The organism is Bacillus sp. ISL-75, assembly GCF_018613095.1.
Window position 1 is genome coordinate 19,339 of record NZ_JAGGQX010000005.1, and the last position, 18,051, is coordinate 37,389.

The window sequence follows — 18,051 nt, forward strand, 5'->3', positions numbered from 1 at the left end:
TGGGAAGGTGATCAATATGAAACTAGTAAATTATAAAGTTAGTTCGAATGATGAATCTAAATTTGGTGTGAAAACAGATGCGGGGATAGTAGACATTGTCAAAGCGTGGGAAGCAGCTAATGAACCTCATAATATTCCTCTTTCTTTAGAACAGTGGTTCCAAGCAGATGAAGACTCTAAAGAATTTTTTCAACATTTTGTGAATTACAACAAGAATAACAGCCATTTAACCCTTCAAGAGAATCAGATTGAATATGATCCATGTGTACCGAAAAGTGCAAAAATCATTTGTGTGGGCTTAAATTATCGAAAGCACGCGGAAGAATCGAAAATGGAACTGCCTAAAACCCCTGTACTTTTTAATAAGTATGGCAATTCTCTTGCCGGTCATAGCGAAAAAGTGGAGATTCCCGCGGATGCGAAGAAAGTTGATTTTGAAGCAGAACTTGGAATTGTGATTGGAAAAAAGGCCAAAGCGGTGCCGAAGGAAAGTGCGTTAGATTATGTGGCAGGGTATTGCAATGCTAATGACTTATCCGCAAGGGATCTTCAATTCCGTACGAATCAATGGCTTTTAGGAAAAGCCTGTGATGGTTTTTGTCCAGTTGGTCCATATCTCGTAACTGCTGATGAAGTCGGCGACCCAAATCAGTTGAAGATCGAAACGTTTGTAAACGGGAAGGTTAGACAATCTTCCAATACATCTGACATGATCTTTTATTGCGATGAAATTATTAGTTATATTTCTACCTATATGACCTTAGAGCCAGGAGATTTAATTATCACGGGAACACCAGAAGGAGTAATATTTGGTCTTCCGGAACAAGAACAGGTCTGGCTGAAAGATGGAGATGAAGTAACAATCAAAATCGAAAAACTTGGTGTGTTAACTAACCAGTTGACATTACCATGCGTCAAAACTGAAGAGCAAAATCAATCAGTCACTAGCCAGAATTAAATGTTTCATTACCGAACGAATGTAAGGGGTTACAGACGAAAATCTATTATTTTATTAGGGGGAGAAGCAATGAAAAAAAGAGGTTCAGCTATTCTATTAGTTTTATGTTTGTGTATTTCGATGGTGCTAGTGGGCTGTGGGAAATCAAAAACTGCCTCAAAGGAAAAAGATGTCTATACCGTTAAAATCGGCTATGAAAATCAGCCTGGTGAGCCGGTAGATTTAGCTGCACAGGAATGGAAAAGGCTTGCTGAGGAAAAGAGTAAGGGTAAACTTAAGGTTGAGCTTTATCCTAGTTCCCAGCTTGGTTCAAAGGCAGATGTTATTGAACAGATGAAAACAGGCGCCAATATTATTCATATTGCAGATGCTAGCTTTTTAATGGATTACGTTCCAGATATCGGAATTCTTTCCGCTCCATATTTAACTGACAGCTATGACGATTTGTTTAAAGTAACGGACAGTGATTGGTTTAAAGGCTTAGAAAAGGATTTACAAGGTAAAGGCCTCCATATCGTCTCGACAAAATGGATATACGGCGACCGTCACTTAATCACGACGAAGCCAGTGAAGGAACCGAAGGATTTGAAAGGGCTTAAAGTACGTGTCCCGAGTAATCCGTTATCGATTAAAATCATGGAAAAAATGGGGGCAACGGCTACTCCGCTGCCACTTGGAGAGGTTTATCCATCTATCGCTCAAGGTGTCATAGACGGAATGGAAAACCCGCTTCCTGTTATCCAGGGGTCCAAAGTTTACGAGAAAGCGAAATTTCTTTCTTTAACAGCACATACGAATATGATTATCCAGTGGGTTGCCGGTCAGTCTTATATGGACACACTGCCTGCTGATGTAGCGAAAGTGTTAAAGGAAACCGGGGACGAAGCCGGTAAATTCATGGGAGAAAAAGTTAAAGAATCTGAGGAATCCGTACTGAAGGACTTAAAAGATGCTGGGGTAGAAGTTATTGAGCCAGACCAAGAAGCCTTCAAAGAAGCTACAAAGTCAGTCTATAAAGAAATGGACGAGTGGAGTCCAGGACTGTATGACAAGGTTCAAAAGATTATTAAAGAATAATAGATAGCGAGGCTAAGGTGTTAATTATGAGGGATGGAATCAATTATCCCATCCCACATATCTAACCCTGTTGTTTCTTATCAATGGATCATGCTGATTGTAGGTAGCAGCATAAATAGCAAAATAAAGAGGTGACAAAACAAATGTTGAAACGATTAGGTCGTTGGATAGTAAATCTAGATAGCGTATTCGCCTCCATTTCCCTTGTTTTAATTATTAGCGTTTCAGTTGTCGGGGTATTTATGAGGTTTGTATTAGGGGAACCATTACAATGGACTGAAGAGATGACCTTGGCTTTATTCGTTTGGTTTACCTTCCTCGGCGCAAGTGTTGTTGAAAAAGAAAATGGACATGTGGGCATCGAATATTTTGTCGAAAAACTAAATCCTTCATTAAAAATAATTGCCGATTTGTTTAGGGAAATTGTTCTAACTTTTATTAGTTTATTCGTCTTTGTTTACTTAGGCAGTCAGTTGACAGCACAGGCGGCATCGAGATTAACTCCTGTACTCAGAGTTAGTTATATCTACATCGATGTGGCTGTTGTTTTATGTGGTATATTCTCAGCGATACATATTACTTCCCGTATCAGTAAGATGAGGAAGAAATTTAAAATCAATGCTGAGCAAATAAAAGATTATCAAACTGCATCCCACAAGGAGGCGAAACTATGACAATCGCGATTACATCCATCTCCTTATTCACCTTGTTTTTGATTGGTATTCCTGTCGCCTACGCGATTATCGGAAGCTGTTTACTCTATTTTTTACTTTCTGTAGATATCGAGCCAATGCTGCTCGCTCAAAGAATGATTGCCGGAATAGAATCTGTCCCACTTCTAGCCATCCCCTTTTTCGTCGTTGCCGGCGTTTTAATGAACTATACGGGAATTACGCGCCGAATCGCAGATTTTGCTGAAGTGATTACCGGACATCTTCCTGGAGGAATGGCTCAGGTTAGTATCGTGTTAAGTACGATCATGGGAGGCCTATCAGGATCCGGTTTAGCAGATGCAGCGATGCAAGCGAAAATCATGCATCCGGAAATGATTAAAAAGGGATACGCTCCAGGCTTTTCTGCCTCTGTCATTGGCGCATCGTCCCTTATCACTCCATTAATTCCCCCGGGGATTGGTATGATCCTATATGGTTATATCGGAAATGTTTCGATTGGTAAGCTATTCATGGCCGGAGTTGTTCCTGGCTTGATGACATGTGTGCTCATGATGATTGCCGTTCATTTCGTTGCTAAAAAAAGGGGTTATCTTCCCGCTAGAGAAAAGATGGCACGGCCGAAAGAAGTGGCTGTTGCTTCGAAGAACGCTATTCTTGCATTATTACTGCCAGTCATCATCATTGGCGGGATCCGAATCGGTGTTTTTACACCCACTGAAGCAGGAGCTGTGGCAATCGTCTATGCCTTACTGATTGGATTCTTATTTTATCGAGAAATGAAAATCCCTCATTTAAAAGAAGCTCTTAAAGAATCTGTTTCTACATCTGCCTCTATATTAATCATTATTGCTGCAGGTTCTGCTTTTGGCTGGATACTTACTTGGGAAAGAATCCCGCATATTGCCACTCAATATGTAACAGATATGGTAAGTACACCAATTGCCTTTCTATTAATCTTGAACGTCTTTTTATTAATCTTAGGGATGTTTATCGAAGGAAATGTCGCCATTGTTATTTTAACACCGCTGATTATACCAATGGGTCAAGCATATGGAATTGATCCTGTCCATTTAGGAATGATCTTCTTATTTAATATTGGAATCGGGACGATTACCCCGCCACTAGGAACAGCCATTTTTACAGTTTGCTCTACAGCTAATGTAAAGATAGAGGCATTCTTAAAAGAAGTCATCCCATTTTATATAGTTTTAATCATCGCGTTATTGCTTATTACCTTTGTCCCGACGATTTCCATGTGGTTACCAGGTCTAATGATGTAATTTTACAGAACATTCAATCTAAAATGATTAGAAATTGAGTAGAAAAAGGAGAATGAATATGCGGGTTATTCGGTACCAAAATGAAAAGGGAACACCTGTATTAGCAGCTTTAACTAATCAATCGGAGGTTTACCCTCTTGCATATCAGGATTTTATGGAGCTAGTGGAGTATGCGCAGAATACCAAGCAGACACCATTGTCCCTCATTCAAGAAGTAATCAAAACGGAACAGCCAGAAAAGTTGGAGCTAGCGTCTCTTACCTTGCTGCCGCCAATCGCAGCCCCGGAAGTATGGGCAGCAGGCGTCACGTATGAAAAAAGTAAAGAAGCAAGAAATTATGAAGCGACAGCTGGAAAACTAGATGCCACGACGTTTTACGATAAAGTCTATGATGCAGACCGCCCAGAACTATTCATGAAATCGACAGCTGCTAGATTAGTAGGTCCTAATACAGAAGTGTATATCCGCAGTGATTCCAACTGGCAGATACCTGAACCAGAACTGGGGCTAGTCATCAATAAGAAAGGTGAGATCCTTGCTTACACGATTGGAAATGATATGAGCTCTCGGGATATTGAGGGAGAAAATCCGCTGTATCTTCCCCAGGCAAAAATTTGGAAGAATTCATGCTCTATTGGTCCAGCTCTTTTGCTTGCAGACGCAGTAGCAGACCCTTACCAGCTTGATATTATTTGCAGAATTTATCGTCAGGACCAAAAGGTAGTGGAGGGATTTGCCAACACCAGCCAATTAAAAAGAAAATATGACGAACTAGTTTCCTATCTTTTAAGAGATAATGAGATTTTCGATGGAACAGTCCTATTAACCGGTACCTGCATTGTTCCGCCCAATGAATTTACGTTGCAGGATGGCGATTTAATCGAAATTGAAATTCCTGAAATTGGAGTGTTAAGCAATCCGGTCAAAGCACCGGTAAAAAAGCACGCTGCTCTTTATTAATAAGTGGAAGAAGGAGCCTTTACAAAATGGAGAATACCTATAAAGCTGTGATGATTAGACCAACAGATAATGTGGCAACTGCCATGGAGAATATTCCTGCTAATGCAACCGTAACGCTCACTTGTCAAGATAAGACCGTATCCGTAATAGTAAAGAAGGATATTGAATTTGGTCATAAGTTTGCCATCACGCTGATCTCAAAAGAAGCGAATATCGTAAAATACGGTGAAGTGATTGGCAAAGCCGTTAAGGATATTGAACCAGGAGAACATGTTCATATTCATAATATTGAAGGAATACGTGGAAGAGGTGATCAAGTTGGAATTAACTAACAATAAATTTTGGGGATATAGAAGAGCGGATGGAAGAGTTGGGGTTCGGAATCATGTGTTAATTTTACCAACCATTACTTGTGCTACCCAGGCGGCCAAACAGATTACAGAGTTGGTTTCAGGAACGGTATCATTTATTCATCAGCATGGCTGTGCTCAAGTCGGTGTCGATTATGAACAAACGTTTCGGACGTATGTAGGGATGGGAGCCAATCCCAACGTATATGGAGTCGTTGTGCTAGGTCTCGGCTGTGAAACGCACCAAGCTCGAAGTGTAGCAGGAGAATTAGCCAAAACCGGTAAACCTGTTCAAGTAGTTTCCATTCAAGACCATGGAGGTACATTATCCGCGATTGCGGAGGGAGCAAAGATTGCTGCCAAAATGGTTCAGGATGCATCTGCACAAATGAGAGAGCTATGTGATATTAGTGAACTTATCATTGGAACAGAATGTGGCGGATCTGATGCTTGTTCCGGTTTATCAGCAAATCCAGCCGTTGGATCTGTCAGCGATATGATTATTGAGCGGGGTGGAACAGCTATTTTAGCTGAAACGACAGAGTTAATTGGAGCTGAGCATTTATTAGCAGAGCGGGCTGTCGATGATAAAATCGCCAAAAAGGCGTATCAGATCATTCATGCGATGGAAAACCGATCACTAAAAATGGGTGTCGATATTCGAACAGGAAATCCGAGCCCTGGGAATAAAAGGGGCGGTCTAAGCACACTAGAGGAAAAATCCTTAGGTGCAGCCACGAAAGCAGGAAGCAAACCATTGCAAGAAATTATAGACTACGCAGAGCAGCCAACAAAAAAAGGTCTAGTTTGGATGGATACCCCAGGACACGATATTGAACAGTTGACAGGAATGGTGGCCGGAGGGGCTCAGGTTGTTCTTTTTACAACTGGAAGAGGAACGCCTACAGGTTCTCCGATTGCCCCAGTTATTAAAATATCAACCAATACCGGTATTTTTGAAAGAATGTCAGAAAACATTGATATGAATGCAGGAACGATTATCGAGGGAAAAGAATCAATCGATTCTGTAGGTCAGCGGATTTTTGATGAAATTACAAAGGTTTCTTCAGGTAAATTAACAAAGGCTGAAGTTTTGAAACAGCATGATTTCGGCATTTGGAGAATCGGTCCAACTTTCTAATAGGTTTTTGGAGTTGGTGGGAGTACGGTTTATCACCGGATAAATATTTTTAACAACGAACATACATACCTCATCAACGAAAAAAAATAGTTTTGAAAAAAAAGGTGCTAACAGAAAAGGGGATGTGTAAATGATGCAAACAATATACAAAACAGAAACATATAAAAACTTTATCAATAACGAGTGGGTAGAATCTGACTCACAAGAAGTTATTAAAAGTATTAATCCTGCCAACAAAGAGGAAATCGTAGGATATGTACAAAATTCTACAAAAGCGGATTTGGACAAAGCGGTAGAATCTGCACATCGGGCAAAAAAAGTGTGGCGAAAGCTGGGTCAAGCGGCTCGAGGACAATTGCTTTTTAAGGCAGCTAATATCTTGGAAGAAAATCTTGACGATGTGGCTGAAACGATGACAAGAGAAATGGGCAAGACACTTCCAGAAGCAAAAGGGGAAACTGCCAGGGGTGTGGCCATTCTTCGCTATTATGCCAGCGAGGGTATGCGTAAAGAAGGAGATGTTATTCCTTCTTCAGACAAAGATGCATTGATGTTTACAAAACGTTCACCGCTTGGTGTAGTGGGGGTCATTACTCCTTGGAACTTTCCAGTGGCTATTCCTATTTGGAAAATCGCACCTGCACTTGTTTATGGAAACACGATTGTACTTAAACCGGCGACGGAAGGAGCAGTGACTGCTGCTAAGGTAGTGGATTGCTTGGCGAAAGCCGGTCTTCCTGAAGGCGTTTTGAACTTTATCACAGGTTCAGGGTCTGTGATCGGCCAGGCGTTAATTGAACATCCCCTATTAAATGCGATTACCTTTACTGGATCTGAAGGCGTTGGTAAAAATGTAGCCAAAGCAGCAACAGAGCGAGGAATTAAATTCCAAATGGAAATGGGTGGAAAAAACCCAGTTATCGTCACCAAAGATGCTAATCTCGACTTGGCGGTTGAAGGCGTAATCAGTGGAGGCTTTCGTTCATCCGGGCAAAAATGTACGGCTTCAAGCCGGGTTATTGTGGAAAAAGCGGTTTATGATGAATTTAAAGAAAAACTGATCCAAGAAACCAAAAAAATAACAGTGGGCAATGGCTTACAAGATGGTATTTGGATGGGGCCATGTGCAAGTGAAGGTCAGTTTAACACTGTCCAAAAATATATTGGGATAGGTAGAGAAGAAGGTGCAACCCTTATCTTAGGCGGCCAAGTTTTACAAGGAGAAGAACATAAGAACGGATTTTTTATTACTCCAGCTATTTTTGAAAATGTAAACCCACAAATGGCTATCGCCCAGGAAGAAATCTTTGGCCCAGTCATCGCGTTAATCAAAGCTTATTCATTAGAGCAAGCGATTGAATTTGCAAATGATACAAAATATGGGCTAAGTGCCTCTATCTTTACATCCAACATCAATTCTATATTGAGCTTCGTCGATGAAATTGAAGCAGGTCTCGTAAGAATCAATGCAGAAAGTGCTGGTGTTGAACTCCAAGCTCCATTCGGTGGAATGAAAGCATCAAGTACAGGTTCCCGCGAACAAGGAGAAGCAGCCAAAGAGTTCTTTACCGCCATTAAGACGGTGTTTGTAAAAGGGGATGCTTAAGGGATCTGGTATGCTCAGGAATGTGAAGCTCGGTTCGCTTTTTAGAAGGGTTCACGACTAGGTTTGCCAGAGAAATAGAAGCGGAATTGAAAAAAATCCAGGTTCACGTCGACGTTCAGATTGAAGAGATGGAGGGCGCCTTTTCATTAAGTGAATATGCTGCTTCAGGAGGAAAACCGGTACTGCTTGGAACAATGGATGGACCTATGTTAAAGAAAATCAGTATACCTGACATGTTATGTTATAAAATTAGATGATCATAATGAACAATAAGAAACCTCGATCTAATCGAGGTTTTTTAGATTTATATACCATAATGAGTTCGTTTAATAATCGAAGAACGTATTTTTCCTTTGCTGCGAATAATAGAATGTTTGATTGCTATTCAGGTAGATAGGAGCAGCAATAATCAACAATAGAATGAACCTTTAATAAAAAGCTTTCATTTGCAGGCACATAAAATACACCTTGATTTTGAATTAGCTCCCAATCCTGACCCTTTAATTTATATTCCAGTTTTCCCGCTTGGATTTCCATCTCTTCTTTTTGAGATGTAGAGAATTCATATTCGCCTGGAAGCATAACACCTAAAGTTTTTTGGGTTCCGTCCTGAAATTGGATCGTCCTGCTTGTAACCTTTCCGTCAAAATATATATTTGCCTTTTTGGTGATTGTTGCATTTGTAAAGTGTGACATTGAATTCATCCTCTCGTTTTACTGCTATCATTTAAACAAAGTTTCTAAAAAAATTAAGCGTTATTTCTAAACTCCATCATACGAAATAAATCTTGGTAATCGGGCCAACTCATTTTTCGTTTCAAATATTCACGAAAAGAATAGCAGCTTTTTTCGTGAGGTTTATTATAAAGATAAGAAATAAACATTTGTAAACGAACTTGTATCATAAAATAATAGCGATTATTTGTTTCTAACACAGGAATTTCAATGACTTTTATCTTCTGTCCAAAAACATTTTTGAACTCTAGGCTCTTACATAACAAAATATCATCTTCTTTTTACGAGTTTCTTTCAATTATAACCTATTATCCACTTAATATCTAAATATTAAGTGTTCAAAAATAATTCAGACTTTTTAATAAAAACCAGACTCATCTTTCAGAATCTGGTTTTTTCAATAGATATTCAGGAAGGAGAAGCTACAACTTCGTAATCGTGCTTCTCTTCATAGATAGTAGTCTTTTTAAGCTAGTCGCATCTTAAAATCTTGATAGCCAAATTCACGCACGACACGACAATCTCCATCTTTATCTTGAATAGCGATGGCCGGTAATGGCATGCCGTTAAAAGTAGAGTTTTTGACCATCGTATAGATCGCCATATCACCGAAAACTAAGCGATCTCCGCTCTTTAATGGCTGATCAAAAGAATAATCTCCGATGACATCGCCTGTCAGGCAGGTTTGCCCGCCAAGTCGATACGTAAATGGCTTTTCTCCAGCTTCCCCTGATCCAAAAAGAGGGGGACGATAAGGCATTTCCAATACATCAGGCATATGGCAGGTGGCAGAAGTGTCAAGAATCGCAATCTCCAATCCGTTTTGATGGAGATCAAGAACAGACGTTATCAAGTAACCTGCATTTAAAGCAATCGCTTCTCCCGGCTCAAGATAGACTTCTAAACCATAGTTATCTTGCATTCTCTTAATACAAGCTTCTAGGCGCGGGGTATCATAATCTTCCCTTGTAATATGATGACCGCCGCCAAAGTTGATCCATTCCATTTGCGGGAGCCATTCACCAAACTTTTCTTCCACTGCATGAAGAGTGGTTTCTAAGTCATCAGAGTTTTGCTGACAAAGAGTGTGAAAATGCAGCCCTGAAACGCCATCAAGCAAATCGGGACGAAAATGCTTTTTTGTAACACCAAACCTAGAACCTGGTGAACATGGGTCATAGATGGCATGTCCAATTTGTGTAGAGCATTCAGGATTGATGCGCAATCCTACTTTACAACCAGCTTGTAGGGCTTTATCTTTAAATTTTTCCAACTGTGAGAAGGAATTAAAGATAATATGGTCGGAAATGGAGACAATTTCATCGATTTCATCTTCACGATAGGCAGGGGCAAAGACATGATTCTCTTTGCCCATTTCTTCGTAACCTAGACGAGCCTCGTACAAGCCGCTTGCTGTTGTACCGCTTAAATACTTTCCAATGAGAGGATACATGGTTGTCATAGAAAATGCTTTTTGCGCCAAAACAATCTTTGCTCCTGTCCGTTCCATGACTCCGTTCAGGATTTTTAGATTTTTTTCGACAAGACTTTCATCGACTACATAACAGGGTGTTGGTAATTCCTCAAACCGCATCTTATCGAACAAGCTCCGGCTCTTTTACCTTAATAGGCTCAGAATCTACTAGCTCTGGATATAAGTCTTCTTGCCATGGAAGTCCCCACTTGTTCAATGCATCCATAAATGGATCTGGATCAAATTCTTCAATATTGAATACGCCTGGTTTATTCCATTTACCAGTCATCAGCATCATCGCACCGATCATTGCAGGAACACCTGTTGTATAAGAAATTGCTTGAGAACCGACTTCTTTATAGCATTCTTGGTGGTCACAAACATTGTAAACGTAATAAGATTTCTCTTTTCCGTCCTTTTTACCTCTAAAGATACAGCCGATGTTTGTTTTTCCAACTGTACGAGGTCCAAGTGAAGCTGGATCTGGTAGCATAGCCTTCAAGAATTGAAGTGGAATGATTTGTTTTCCTTCGTATTCAATGGGCTCAATGGAAGTCATGCCTACATTCTCAAGACATTTTAGGTGAGTAATGTAGCTTTGGCCAAATGTCATGAAGAAACGGATCCGCTTAATGCCTGGGATGTTTACAGCAAGAGATTCAAGTTCTTCATGATAAAGCAAGTACATATCTTTCTCGCCAACTTCAGGGAAGTTATAGACGCGTTTGATTTCCATTGGCTCAGTTTCGATCCACTCACCGTTTTCCCAATATCTTCCGTTAGCAGAAACCTCGCGGATATTGATTTCAGGATTGAAATTAGTCGCGAAAGGATAGCCATGATCCCCGCCATTACAGTCAAGGATGTCGATGTACTCGATTTCATCAAAGTGATGTTTAAGCGCATGGGCAGAGAATACGCCTGTTACACCAGGGTCAAAGCCGCTTCCTAAAAGAGCCGTAATACCAGCCTTTTCAAAACGTTCGCGATAGTCCCATTGCCATTTGTATTCAAATTTCGCCGTATCTTCTGGCTCATAGTTTGCTGTATCCATATAGTTTGTTTTTGTAGCCAGACAAGCATCCATGATCGTTAAATCCTGATACGGTAATGCTAAGTTCATCACGATATCTGGTTTTACTTCTTCAATTAAAGCAATCAACTCATCAACATTGTTTGCATCAACCTGTGCAGTTGTAATTTTCGTTTTGCCTGCATCTAGTTTGGCTTTTAAGTCATCACATTTTGATTTTGTCCGACTTGCGATACAAATCTCTTCAAATACCTCACTGTTTTGAACACATTTATGGATGGCTACTGATGCCACTCCACCACAACCAATAATAAGCGCTTTTCCCATTTTCCTATCTCCTAACTTAATAGACTTTTGACCGTGCAAAGAGGAGTTCTATAACAATATTTCAATGGTTTGAACGATAATAATTATTGTCATAACCCCTAAAAAAACTGTCGAAACGCAACAAAAAAAGCAAGTGCAAAGCGCATAATCGCGCACAACACTTGCTTTCGATATAATCATCAATATTAAAAAAGCATAAGTATACCGTAATAAAAATCATATGTATACTTTTACCATAAAGGTCCGAGGACATTTGTAAGGAAGCTCTATAATATTCAAAATATATCATAATAGGATCAGAGTCTATATAGCAAATAATCACTTTTACTACTCTTATTGACCGTTTCACAAGTTGTATGCATATGCACTGGTTGTAAAGTAACCAACTTATAAAATTTGAGCTTTTAACTCAATCAATAAGGCAACTAAAGTTGCCATTCGGCATTTGACCCGGCTGTCCGTATGGCCTTAACTTCTTTGAGGAAGTGGTCAAAAGTTATCTGCTTGGAAAGATCCAGACATATTGAATAATCGCTTTCCAAATTACGCACTTTTTATATTAGCAGTATATAAAAATAATGGCAATAGTAAAAAAGAAAAAAATATGACAAATTTCGACTATCTCTTGAAAACCATTGAAAATGCCAATCGCATTTTAGTGATAAACAAAGGTGAAATCATTGAGCTGGATGGTTTATAAAAATTTATTAAAGAAATAAGATAAAGTCCCGAATAAACCCACCGTTGGATCCGAGAAAAGATTGGTTAAAAGGATATACAAAAAATAATATGTAGATACTGTAAAAATTTTTTTACAGTATCTACATTCTTATCATTCTTTAATTATAAAGTTTATAGTGCTGAAAGTTAAAGAATAATAGGAATTAACAGCAAAAATCAGACAAAATTATAAAAGAAAGATTAGTTGGCACAAAATTTGCATAATAAAAAATCATAAGAAAAATGTCTCTTTTTGGCCGATGATACTAGGAAGCGCTTACAAGAAGATGATAAAAGGAGGGATTTTATTTTTAGTTAAAATTGATTTAGGGCAGTACAGCTAACAATATTAACAAAGGGGATGGTATGTTGTGAACAACAAGGGGAAGATTTTTTATGGTTGGTGGATTGTAGTAGCAACTTTTTTGATTATGATGTTCATTTATGCTCCGATTGCTAACTTAGTTTCACTATTTACTCTGCCTGTTACCAATGAACTCGGATTCGAACGGTCCCAGTTTATGACGTATTATACGATTATGGCTTTAGCTGCAATGGTTGTAGGCCCTATAGCAGGTAAACTAATGAAAAAGATGGACATTAGGATATATTTAACATTATTTATCTTAATAGGAGCTAGTGCATTTGTTGGCTTTTCATTTTCAACAAAACTAATTCATTTTTATTTATTTGCAGTACTTATGGGTGCATCCCTATCAGGTGGAGCTATGATTCCAACATCTGTTCTTATCACAAATTGGTTTAATAATAAACGTGGATTATGTTTGGGTTTAGCGTTATCAGGGACTGGTTTCGGCGGTGTCATCCTGAGTCCTTTAGTTAACTGGCTCATTACAACCTACGGATGGAGATCAGCCTATCTTGTTCTAGGGATTTTAATAGGTGTGGTATTAATCCCATTTGCAGTATTTGTAATAAGATTAAATCCAACTGATAAAGGTTTAATGCCATTAGGTGAGGCAAAAACTTTACATCCTACGAAAAAGAATGTATTAACAGGTACAACTCAAGGACAAGCACTTAAGTCAGTGTCATTTTGGACTCTTTGTTTCGCCATCTTAGTAGGTGGCATTGTGGTTAATAGTATGCTGATCAATCTTGCCCCATATTTAGCAGATATAGGTGCCACAGCTAAAACAGCGGTATTGCTATTATCAATAGGTTCGGCAATGGTGATCATCGGAAAGCTACTAGTCGGGCGCTTATTTGACAAGTTAGGATTATTCACCACCTTATTTATTATTTCTGCAGGAAGTTTGGTAAGTTTTATATTCCTGATGAAAGGGAACATTCTATTACCTGCCATTCTTTATACCGTTTTTTCAGGTATAGGTGCAACGGCTGTAACTGTTTCACCTGCTTATCTTACTGGAGCGCTTTTTGGTGAGCTAGAATTTGGTGCAAAATATGGGGTAGTATCAATATTTATCTCATTAGGTGCAGCGATCACTCCTATCGTATCAGGTGCGATATTTAATTTGAACCATTCCTATGAATTATTACTAGATGTTTTAATTGTGCTTTCTGTTGTCCAATTAGGATTGTTCTTCGTTTCCATTAAATTGAAGCCTAAATTTTCTAAAAATTCATTGGATGAAGATGCAGCCTAATTTAAAAAAGGGAAAGGGGTATTTTTATGAATAAGACGATAAACATGGCTAACACTTTATCAAGCGCAGTTGAGATCAAGGATGAACTAATCAAACACCGGAGACATCTTCACGAAAATCCTGAACTTGGATTTGACTTACCAAATACAGTCGCATACGTGAAAGAAACATTAAAAGGTATGGGGCTCGAGCCCAAAAAGGTCGGGAAAGCAGGACTAGTTGTAACTATTGGCAAGGGAAATGGAAAAACTCTTTTGTTAAGAGGAGACATGGATGCTTTACCTATAAAGGAAAATACCGATTTGCCGTTTAAATCGACGAATGAATTTATGCATGCTTGTGGTCATGATATCCATACGACATTCATGCTCGGTACAGCAAAGTTATTAAAGGAAAGAGAAAATGAAATCAACGGAACGGTCAAAATCATGTTTCAACCAGCTGAGGAAATTGGCGCTGGAGCGAAAGATATGGTGGCCAATGGGTTAATGGAAAATCCAAAAGTAGATGCAGCACTTGCCCTTCATGTTGACCCAGGCTTGGAAGTGGGGAAATTCGGATATAAACCAGGTATTGCTGCTTCATCATTAGATGGCTTTTTCCTAAAAGTACAAGGAAAAGGCGGACATAGTTCTGAACCTCAAAAAGCCATTGATCCATTGATGATTATCAACGCAATCTACAGTCAATTAAATACGTTAGTGGGGAAAGAAATAGATCCAAGTGAAAGAGCCGTTCTTGTTGTTGGGAAGATGGGTGGCGGTACGGCTGCAAATATTATTCCTGATTCCGCACATCTCGATGCAACCTTACGTACGTTAAATCCTGTAGTTAGGGGCCATCTATTTAAGAGAATCCCAGAAATCATTGATGCAACGGTGAAAATGATGCGTGGTACCTATCAGCTTGAAACCCTATCAACACCTTCGTTATATAATAATGCAGAATTATGCGAACAAATGTCACCATATATAAAAGAAGTTATTGGCGAAAATAACCTCGAAGTTAACAATGAACCATTATCCGGTACGGAAGATTTTTCCTATATTAGTAATCTTGTTCCAACGATGTTTATGTGGGCGGGTGCCAACGGATTAGAAAATCGTCATTATCCCCTTCATAATCCGAATGTCGTCTTAGACGAAGGCGTTATACCATGGGGAGTAGCTGTCGCTGTGCATATGGCAATAAATTGGATCAATAATTAAACAACCTATTAAAAAAGGTAGGTGGAGTAAAAATTTTTTTACTCCATAACAAAAAAATTTTACATCAAAAATGATTGCTGGAATTTCTCTAGTAATATATTAGAACAGCCAGGGATTACCTTTTATTAGAGGAGGCAGTGAAATTGGAAAAGAAAAATCTTGAATTGGCGATTCGGCTTCGTCATGAGCTCCATGCTCATCCAGAATTATCAAATCATGAAGTTTGGACGAAACAGCATTTGATTAATTTTCTTAAAGCAAACACAAATCTTGAGATCGTTGATAGAGGCCTTTGGTTTTATGCCATCTATCGTTCCAAAGGGGGAAGAAGAAACGTAGCATTCCGCGCGGACTTCGATGCTCTTCCAATAGACGAAGTGATTGATCTGCCGTACGGTTCCCAATATCCTGGAGTTTCTCATAAATGTGGACATGACGGACATGCTGCAACCCTTTGCGGCTTTGCTCTGGAAATTGAACAAAAGGGTTGTGACAATAACGTCTTCTTCCTGTTTCAGCACGCTGAGGAAACAGGTGATGGTGCTGCACAGTGTTCTGTTTTCATAAAGGAAAATAGCATTGATGAGATCTTTGCTTGGCATAGTATGAGTGGTCTTAAATACAATACCGCATATGTCATCGATGGAACAGCGCATTGCGCTTCCAAGGGTATGACCATCTATATGGAAGGTGTTCCTTCTCACGCCAGTGAACCGGAGAAGGGAATAAATCCATCCTTTGCAATTGCGAAAGTAATTGATGCCATTCCTGGATTCATTGATCCTGCAAACAATAGGGGGTTAGTTCTCTGTACTGTTGTTCAGGTTGACATTGGTGCAAAAGCATTCGGTGTCAATGCCAGCAGGGGTGTTCTTCGAATGACCATTCGTGCACTTTACGAGGATGAACTGGACAGACTTCAGAAGAATCTAGAGGGTTTTGCGAAGGCTGAAGCTGAGAAGTATGGATTGAAAGTAAGCTTCGAATATCAGGATGAATTCCCGGAAACTTCTAATCACAAAGAAAGCTCTAACAAGATTCGTCAGGTCTGCAAACAAAATGGGCTTCAGATGTTGGAGTTACCAGAAGCATTCCGCGGTTCCGAAGATTTCGGTCACTACACGAAACTCACAAAAGGTGCCTACGCCTATATTGGAAACGGTGAAGATTATCCGAACCTGCACAGTTACGAATTTGACTTCAGGGACAATCTCATTGAAACAGCTGTAGAACTGTTCGAAGGACTAGCTGTATTATAAGATGACATTTGGTGCCTGACCCCAGTTACTAGTGGCGATGAAATGATTACCGTGGTTGGCAGTATCAATATGGACTTGGTAGTTGAAAGTGAAAAAAATCCAACACAGGGAGAAACACTTTTAGGGAAGTCCTTTTCAACCTTACCCGGTGGTAAAGGATCGAATCAAGCCGTCGCAGCTGCTAGGTTAGGCAGCTGTGTGAATTTTGTTGGGAATATCGGTAAGGATATTTTTGGGAAAGAACTCCAAGAGAATTTAACTAAAGAGGGCATTAGCATTGAACATATTAATATAGTAAAAGATCAATCCACAGGTGTGGCAAATATCATATTATCTGAAAATGATAATCGTATTATTGTCGTTCCAGGTGCTAATTTTAGTTTATTTCCTTCGGATATCGAAAAGGTAAAAGAATTTTTAGCAAAAAGTGCAATTGTCATCGTTCAGTTAGAAATTCTACCAGAAACAGTGGAGAAAGTACTTGAGCTTTGTCAGCAACAAAATGTTCCTGTTCTCTTAAATCCAGCGCCAGCATCTAATTGCACGAAAGAAATGATCGATATGGCATCCTTTATTACACCTAACGAAACAGAATGTGTGGAACTATTTGGGGGCTATTCGCATGAAATTTTAAAGAAATATCCCAATAAATTAATCGTTACACTAGGGGAAGCTGGTGCAGCCTACTACAATGGTTCAGAAATTGTCCATGTCAGTGGTTATCAGACAACTGTAGTGGATACAACTGGTGCCGGTGATACTTTTAATGGCGCTTTGGGCTTTGCAATCAGTGAAGGTTATAAGTTAAAAGAGGCCGTTCAATTTGCCAATGCTGCAGCTTCACTCTCTATAGAGAAGCTTGGTGCACAAAAAGGCATGCCGTCATTTGATGATGTGAAAAAACGATTAAGTCATTGAAATCATGATCCGTATTTTGGTGCACGGTGTTATAGCTCGATCACGTTAAACTCTAGTGATAAACTAGAGTTTATTTTTTCAATGGAGAGTTAGTAATTAAAAATCTAGCTATCATAAGGTATGTTAAATATTTAAATAAAAAACGAATTATTGCAGATAATTTATATAAATGGAAGGAGGAGGACAATGGAAACAAACAATAATGATAAAAATCTTACAAACAAGAATCAAGAAGAAAGCTTGGAAATTAGTTCTACAGGTTATGGATATGAGTCTGTTACAACAGAAACAAGAGCGGAACAAACAAAACAACAAGCAAAAGGGACGAGACAATCTTGTGGAGATTTGTAAATTTCTCCCATTTGATTATGAATTTTCACTTCAAAGCCATGATTAAAATACCCGTTCGAAAAAGTACACTTTTTCGAACGGGTGTTTTTTTTAAAACAGCTTTTTTTAAGTTCGTAAAATTAGAAAATTAATTTATGAACGTTCTTGGTTTCAGATATACTTTTACGAACTAATTATAGTAGAATAAGAGAAAAAAGAATTAAAACTTGTGGGAGTGAATCGACTCGTCATTGACAACAGTGGCCTAAGAAAACCTTAGTGCACTTCCTCTGCTTATTTGGCAACGTATCTTATTAGGGTATGAAAGCTTCTTTGATTTAAAAAAAGAGTTTCATAACATTCAAAAAG

18 protein-coding genes are annotated in these 18,051 nt (G+C 39.0%); 14 read left to right on the plus strand and 4 right to left on the minus strand.

Going from position 1 to position 18,051, the window contains the following annotated elements; all coding sequences use genetic code 11:
* Positions 1-16: 16 nt before the first annotated feature.
* The 9 genes from J7E63_RS01625 (at position 17) to J7E63_RS01665 (ending at position 8,304) form a co-directional block, all read left to right on the plus strand.
* Positions 17-958, plus strand: coding sequence for a fumarylacetoacetate hydrolase family protein (locus J7E63_RS01625; protein ID WP_215009995.1), 942 nt, complete (start codon positions 17-19; stop codon positions 956-958).
* Between the two features lie 69 nt (positions 959-1,027).
* On the plus strand, positions 1,028-2,035 hold the full coding sequence (locus tag J7E63_RS01630; RefSeq protein ID WP_215009996.1) for a C4-dicarboxylate TRAP transporter substrate-binding protein: 1,008 nt from the start codon (positions 1,028-1,030) through the stop codon (positions 2,033-2,035).
* A 143-nt stretch (positions 2,036-2,178) separates the two neighbouring features.
* Complete coding sequence (locus J7E63_RS01635) at positions 2,179-2,709, plus strand: TRAP transporter small permease (RefSeq protein ID WP_215009997.1); 531 nt, start codon at positions 2,179-2,181, stop codon at positions 2,707-2,709.
* On the plus strand, positions 2,706-3,989 hold the full coding sequence (locus J7E63_RS01640) for a TRAP transporter large permease (RefSeq protein ID WP_214997785.1): 1,284 nt from the start codon (positions 2,706-2,708) through the stop codon (positions 3,987-3,989). The genes J7E63_RS01635 and J7E63_RS01640 overlap by 4 nt, the downstream gene beginning before the upstream one ends.
* 58 nt (positions 3,990-4,047) lie before the next feature.
* Entirely contained in the window at positions 4,048-4,950 is a 903-nt protein-coding gene (locus J7E63_RS01645) for a fumarylacetoacetate hydrolase family protein (protein WP_215009998.1), read from the plus strand.
* Between the two features lie 26 nt (positions 4,951-4,976).
* Positions 4,977-5,282, plus strand: coding sequence for a UxaA family hydrolase (locus J7E63_RS01650; RefSeq protein ID WP_215009999.1), 306 nt, complete (start codon positions 4,977-4,979; stop codon positions 5,280-5,282).
* Positions 5,269-6,441, plus strand: coding sequence for a UxaA family hydrolase (locus J7E63_RS01655; protein WP_374193692.1), 1,173 nt, complete (start codon positions 5,269-5,271; stop codon positions 6,439-6,441). The genes J7E63_RS01650 and J7E63_RS01655 overlap by 14 nt, the downstream gene beginning before the upstream one ends.
* A gap of 133 nt (positions 6,442-6,574) precedes the next feature.
* Positions 6,575-8,047: an alpha-ketoglutaric semialdehyde dehydrogenase GucD gene (gene gucD, locus J7E63_RS01660; protein WP_215010018.1), complete on the plus strand. Its 1,473-nt coding sequence runs from the start codon at positions 6,575-6,577 to the stop codon at positions 8,045-8,047.
* 86 nt (positions 8,048-8,133) lie between these two features.
* The gene (locus J7E63_RS01665; protein ID WP_215010001.1) at positions 8,134-8,304 is read left to right on the plus strand and encodes a hypothetical protein; all 171 of its coding nucleotides are present in this window, start codon (positions 8,134-8,136) and stop codon (positions 8,302-8,304) included.
* A gap of 124 nt (positions 8,305-8,428) precedes the next feature.
* Here J7E63_RS01665 and ppnP read toward each other — a convergent pair whose 3' ends face one another.
* From ppnP to J7E63_RS01685, 4 genes are all read right to left on the minus strand, one after another.
* Positions 8,429-8,743, minus strand: coding sequence for a pyrimidine/purine nucleoside phosphorylase (gene ppnP / locus J7E63_RS01670; protein ID WP_215010002.1), 315 nt, complete (start codon positions 8,741-8,743; stop codon positions 8,429-8,431).
* A 53-nt stretch (positions 8,744-8,796) separates the two neighbouring features.
* Positions 8,797-9,048, minus strand: a complete 252-nt coding sequence (locus J7E63_RS01675; protein ID WP_215010003.1) for a DUF2535 family protein — start codon at positions 9,046-9,048, stop codon at positions 8,797-8,799.
* Positions 9,049-9,248: 200 nt separating this feature from the next.
* Positions 9,249-10,376, minus strand: a complete 1,128-nt coding sequence (gene nspC, locus J7E63_RS01680) for a carboxynorspermidine decarboxylase (RefSeq protein WP_215010019.1) — start codon at positions 10,374-10,376, stop codon at positions 9,249-9,251.
* Position 10,377: 1 nt separating this feature from the next.
* Positions 10,378-11,616: a saccharopine dehydrogenase family protein gene (locus J7E63_RS01685; protein ID WP_215010004.1), complete on the minus strand. Its 1,239-nt coding sequence runs from the start codon at positions 11,614-11,616 to the stop codon at positions 10,378-10,380.
* Between the two features lie 1,091 nt (positions 11,617-12,707).
* Here J7E63_RS01685 and J7E63_RS01690 point away from each other — a divergent pair.
* From J7E63_RS01690 to J7E63_RS01710, 5 genes are all read left to right on the plus strand, one after another.
* On the plus strand, positions 12,708-13,967 hold the full coding sequence (locus J7E63_RS01690) for an MFS transporter (RefSeq protein WP_215010005.1): 1,260 nt from the start codon (positions 12,708-12,710) through the stop codon (positions 13,965-13,967).
* A 26-nt stretch (positions 13,968-13,993) separates the two neighbouring features.
* Positions 13,994-15,175, plus strand: a complete 1,182-nt coding sequence (locus tag J7E63_RS01695; RefSeq protein ID WP_215010006.1) for a M20 metallopeptidase family protein — start codon at positions 13,994-13,996, stop codon at positions 15,173-15,175.
* A 137-nt stretch (positions 15,176-15,312) separates the two neighbouring features.
* Entirely contained in the window at positions 15,313-16,434 is a 1,122-nt protein-coding gene (locus J7E63_RS01700) for a M20 metallopeptidase family protein (protein WP_308161876.1), read from the plus strand.
* A 42-nt stretch (positions 16,435-16,476) separates the two neighbouring features.
* The gene (rbsK, locus tag J7E63_RS01705) at positions 16,477-17,352 is read left to right on the plus strand and encodes a ribokinase (protein ID WP_215010007.1); all 876 of its coding nucleotides are present in this window, start codon (positions 16,477-16,479) and stop codon (positions 17,350-17,352) included.
* Between the two features lie 186 nt (positions 17,353-17,538).
* Positions 17,539-17,703, plus strand: coding sequence for a hypothetical protein (locus J7E63_RS01710; RefSeq protein WP_215010008.1), 165 nt, complete (start codon positions 17,539-17,541; stop codon positions 17,701-17,703).
* Positions 17,704-18,051 lie beyond the last annotated feature (348 nt).